Origin of the sequence: Salifodinibacter halophilus (genome assembly GCA_012999515.1) — a bacterium.
Taxonomy (GTDB): domain Bacteria; phylum Pseudomonadota; class Gammaproteobacteria; order Nevskiales; family Salinisphaeraceae; genus Salifodinibacter; species Salifodinibacter halophilus.
The window spans coordinates 1-230 of the sequence record JABEEB010000869.1 but is presented as its reverse complement, the minus strand read 5'-3'; the positions used below and the strand labels follow the sequence as shown (position 1 = coordinate 230).

Annotated in this window: 1 protein-coding gene; it reads left to right on the top strand. The window is 74.3% G+C overall.

Annotated features, from left to right (window positions below; genetic code table 11):
• The coding region (locus HKX41_14030; protein ID NNC25252.1) for an RNA 3'-terminal phosphate cyclase at nucleotides 1-230 on the top strand (230 nt) is incomplete at both ends.

Below are 230 nucleotides of genomic sequence, written 5' to 3'. Positions count from 1 at the left end.
GTTCGAGATGCAGCACATCCGCGCCAAGCGCAAGCGCCCGGGTCTGATGCGCCAGCACCTCACCGCGGTCGGCGCGGCCGCGCAGGTCGGCCGCGCCTATGTCGACGGCGCCCAGCTCGGCGCGACCACGCTGCGCTTCGTGCCGGGCCGGGTGCAGCCGGGCCGCTACCGTTTCTCCATCGGCACCGCCGGTTCGGCGACGCTGGTGTTGCAGACCGTGCTGCCGGCGC